The organism is Ammoniphilus sp. YIM 78166, assembly GCF_004522215.1.
In the GTDB taxonomy this organism is placed as follows: Bacteria; Bacillota; Bacilli; order Aneurinibacillales; family RAOX-1; genus YIM-78166.
The window spans coordinates 1-4,647 of record NZ_SDLR01000029.1 but is presented as its reverse complement, the minus strand read 5'-3'; the positions used below and the strand labels follow the sequence as shown (position 1 = coordinate 4,647).

Below are 4,647 nucleotides of genomic sequence, written 5' to 3'. Positions count from 1 at the left end.
TGTGTGCCGCAGGTTCGCCTGATTCGAGCGAGCTTGCCTGAGAAACGCTTGGATGATCATATCGAGGATGGGTGCACGGTGTTTAAAAAAGACTAACGAAATTATTTCGTTAGTCTTTTTTGCAATGGTTCTGTGTGAATTTATGATTTTTGGAGAAATTAGGCTTTTATTTTTATCAAGCTCTGATTCGCGAGCTCAGGGCTACTGTTCTGAACAGGATGGTCACGAAAATTTTAATATTCTCATGGTTCATGGGTTGCTCCCAAATTGCAATAGGTACCTTACTAAGATTGTCTCTATCTAAAGTAGCAGTTGCGATCTTTCTCTAGGGATTAATAACTATTTTTTAATACCCCATCTTTTCCAAACGCCAAACAATGAAAATGATGAAGGTTTAATGCAATCCAGGCACAACGTCTCGTTCAGTTCGGCTTATCGCTGCATAACACTTTTGGCAATTATGTGCGTGTGCTATGCCTACCGTTGATAGACAGGTATCTGGAGGGTGAAGCAGGGCTTGGCCCTGATTTCATAATGGGGCATCCATCGAGGATGTTCCTTTTTGTCATGCCTTGGAATACAATCAAAAAGGCTATTTTATCTTGGAATTTTTGACAAAATAATAAAATCTCTATTTAGTACTTTAGTAATATTGTGAATTTTATGCATTGACAACGCTTACGAAGTGCCATAATATTGGTTTATAAACACTATATGTAAAACTGTGTTTTATATTATAGAACATTGAGTGTGTAAGGATTTACATATCGGAGGAAAGTCTCCTTTGTGTCCATGATTATAAACACGGTTCTATAATGTAAAACAAACTCAACCGGGAATAGACAGTTAAATTCCCTAATTTAACTTTCTATATAAATTTTAGGTCAATATTCATTTGGAATTTTTGACACTACGTAAAGCAGAAGGGGAGTGTATGTAGGCGAGGATGATAACAGAAATACATTATTCGTATATATGATGGGATCGTCGGAGTGAGTTTTGATCGATTAGTTATGTACCATCAAAAACCTAATTAACAAAAAAAGAAGCGATAAAAGTTATGAAAGGGAATGATTTTTTGAAGAAAAAAGCAAGAAACCTATTGACGTATTGTTTATCGCTGGTTATGACCTTGGGTTCTTTTACTGGTACGGTAATGCCGGTCAGCAATGCTTCAGCTGCAGAGGCAGAGGCAGAGGTTGTGTCGCTGAAAGAAGTCTACAAGGACCATTTCCTTATCGGCAATGTTGTAAATCCGAACGACTTAAACACAGCAAAGTATGATTTTATGAAGTTTCACTATAACGCGCTGACGCCCGAGAACGCTACGAAGCCGGACTCCATTTGGCGCAACCCAACTGGCGAACCGACATTCCTATCAGCCGACAACATGTTAACTCAAGTCAAAAAAGACGGTTTCTATACGATTGGACACGCGCTGGCGTGGCATAATCAGTCGGTTAACTGGCCGCCGAGTGGCCTGAATTATACCGAGGCAAGGGCTAGCTTGAAAAGATATATTTCGACAATCGCCGGGCACTATAGCGATGGTCCTTATAAGCTCGACGCCTGGGACGTTGTTAACGAAGCAATGAGGGATAATCCGGAAAATCCAACCGACTGGCGGAACGCGCTTCGCTCCGGCATTAATCCAGAGGAACGGCCGGCCAGATGGTTTGCAGCTTACGCTAACGGCGGAAACGGATGGGATTATATCTATGATGCCTTCTTGTTCGCGCGTGAGGCTGCCCCGGAAGCAATTCTGTATTACAATGACTTTAACGACGAAGAACTCCCCAACAAAGCAATCGCGATTGCCTCGATGGCTAAGGAGCTCAATGCAAGATACGCGAAAGAACACCCTGAGGCAAACGGCAGGAAACTGATCGAGGGTATTGGGATACAAGGGCATTATAACCTCAGACTCAATGTAGATAATTTAGAGGAAGTTTTAAAGATCTATAGTGAAACCGGGTGTGAGATCAGCATTACCGAACTTGACGTACAATTCAACGGTACTTCAGATTCCGTTCTCCCTACAGATGCGCAATTGAAGGAGCAGGCGGTATTGTACGCCAAGCTGTTCATGCTTTATAAGAAGTACTCCGATCATATAGCACGCGTGACATTCTGGGGCGTGGCCGATAACAACAGCTGGCGCCGTACGGGTTACCCGCTGCCGTTCGACTCCAATCTTGCACCAAAAGAAGCATATAAGGCCATCATCAATCCGGAGGCCTATCTCGGGCTCGATGTGTTGCAGCCAAAGCTCACGTCGTTTAACTTCGGCGGAGAAGTTTTCAATGTTGCGGGCAAAACCGAATTTGATGTTAACGTACCAAAGAATGTGTCAAACATTACTTTCTCAGCTGCGAACGTTGCACACGATTACTCCGTGGATGATGTTGACGTCAGCGTTACGCTCAATCCGGCAAGCGGCGTGGTGAGCGCTGGGGAGCCAGCCGTGGCGACGGTAAAAATAGCCAGGAAGGAATCCCCGAATAAGTCGACGACCTATACGGTAAACTTCGGGCATATGACCGCCGCATGGGAGAAAGACCAAAACTATAATGACACGGGATACCGCTCATCCGTCAATATCCGCTTCAGCGACGGTGAAACCGAATTCAAACTGTTCCAGGCGTTCTATAATCAGGACAACGGTAAATTAGCAATGCTCAACAGTAAGGAATTCCAGTCCTTACCAAAACATAAAGGTGGTACGTTCACGATTAATACAGATAGTAGTATAGACGCTGATGTTTTGAAAACATTGACGTTGAAGAAATCTCTGTGGGATCAGAACTGGGCTCCGATTACTCCGGCGCGTGTTACGGACTTCAATGCTCCGGAAAATTATTGGAAATTGGCCAAAACTATCGAATCCGGTAAGACTTATATGGTTGTCTCCTCCAACTCAGGCCAGGCTCTGACCAATAAGAACGTACCTACCGTCACGGCCGATGGTGAAACCACCGCCAAACGAGGGCTTGCGGGTACTCCTGTCACCATCGTTGACGACATTATTGTAGAGCCGAAGCTGATCCAGGATAATACGAGATTTATCTTTAAAGAGAGAACCAGCCCCGATCCGGGACCATATACAAGCGCGAAAGGATACACAATGTTAAGTCTGGTTCACGGTGGTCTTGTCGCCCCCTCCATTTTGTGGCGGGATGTGAATTTGAATGAGGACGACACGACGGCTCCTTTACGCACAGACGCAACTATTGGAGATAGTGCATTAGATCGAGCGGTATGGTTTAACACGGGTATAGACCCAGTTACCGGTGAAACGACGCTATTTCTCCATTCTGGTTCCAGCAATTTAACTTATGCGCTGCACGGAAACGCAAACGGTTTCGTCGTCCAAGGAGGCAAGGGTCCTCTGAATACAGCCGTTAACCGTGTTAAGCTGTATGAGTACGTATCCGACTATAAATACGAAGACTTAACGAGTCCGGAAATAAGCCTCGCCTCGGTGGAGCGTATTGTGAGTGGGCGTGACGCCAATATCCCTGTCACGGCGGTTGTCCCTGACGGTTCCAGAGCGGTGTTGGAAAAGGACGGCGTTTCAGTGGCCTCCACGACATTCGCAAACGGCAAAGCGATGATCAGCGTTAAAGGCAGCGATGTTGAAGCCGGTGCGAATTATGCAGTTGTTGTCTATGATGGTTCCGAAATAATTGTAGGCTCGGTAATTCTCCCGGTAGTCACTGTCGTCAACGCGACGCCGTTGGCTACGGTAGAAAGACTCGATGGTAATGAGAACAGACTGACAGTTACCGTTTCGGAATTATACTCCGATGATAATACGGAGGCTTTCACTGAAGAGATACTAATGCGGAACAACGCGGCAGACGTCTATCAGGTGGGACCATATAAGGTTTATGTGGACACTAAGGGCAACGACAAGACTCGTGAATGCTATATTGTGTGGGATCAATCAGTAGCTGAAGTAGCAACATCTGAAGAAGCAACTGATGAAACAACCACCGATGATCAATCAGCAACCGATGAAGCAACGTCAGATGATCAGTCAGCAACTGATGAAGCAACACCTGATAGTAAAAAAGGGCTGTCTCGCGGGAATGAAGTGAAACCGAGCAAATAGAAAGAGCCTATCGTAAAAATAGGAAGAATTATGAAGCGAGACGCCGTTTTTAAAACGGCGTCAGCTTTGTTTTAAGCTTGTAAGTGGATATACATTAATCATGGTTCGGAGTTTGGATCATCTCGGCATGGAGGGCATAATAACCGTACTTTTGAGTTAGGGTAAAATAGTTTGCCCCTTGGTCATTGTGGAGCTGCAACTCTGCGGTGTACACTTCTTTGGATTTAGCTTCCTGCACTGTGTTTAGCACGAGATTAACCGTTTGTTCCGTTCCGGTTTTGTAAGCTGAGATCAATGATGCCCTGAAACCCAGGAAAATCATAAGTGAGGGAATCAAACGAAATCTTATACGGTGCCACCTAACTTTTTCACCCTCTGTTCCCATTCATCGCCTAATGCATCATACCTACGGATATGATAAATTAGTTCCTGTAAGCGAGACGACATAACAACACAACATGAAATGGTGCGTAGTTGCGCCAACCTGATGAGGTTGAGGTTGGTGAGGAAAGTCCAGGCTCGTACGACCTGGG

2 protein-coding genes are annotated in these 4,647 nt (G+C 45.0%); one reads left to right on the top strand and one right to left on the bottom strand.

Translation table 11 applies throughout. The features are described 5' to 3' along the window. Positions 1–1,060: 1,060 nt before the first annotated feature. Positions 1,061–4,114: an endo-1,4-beta-xylanase gene (locus tag EIZ58_RS32570; RefSeq protein WP_134705214.1), complete on the top strand. Its 3,054-nt coding sequence runs from the start codon at positions 1,061–1,063 to the stop codon at positions 4,112–4,114. Positions 4,115–4,208: 94 nt separating this feature from the next. Here EIZ58_RS32570 and EIZ58_RS32565 read toward each other — a convergent pair whose 3' ends face one another. Further along, complete coding sequence (locus EIZ58_RS32565; RefSeq protein ID WP_167578113.1) at positions 4,209–4,436, bottom strand: hypothetical protein; 228 nt, start codon at positions 4,434–4,436, stop codon at positions 4,209–4,211. Positions 4,437–4,647 lie beyond the last annotated feature (211 nt).

Coding starts and splice junctions, on each gene's coding strand:
- EIZ58_RS32570 (WP_134705214.1), top strand. CDS start 1,061: ATGAAAGGGAATGATTTTTTGAAGAAAAAAGCAAGAAACCTATTGACG.
- EIZ58_RS32565 (WP_167578113.1), bottom strand. CDS start 4,436: ATGATTTTCCTGGGTTTCAGGGCATCATTGATCTCAGCTTACAAAACC.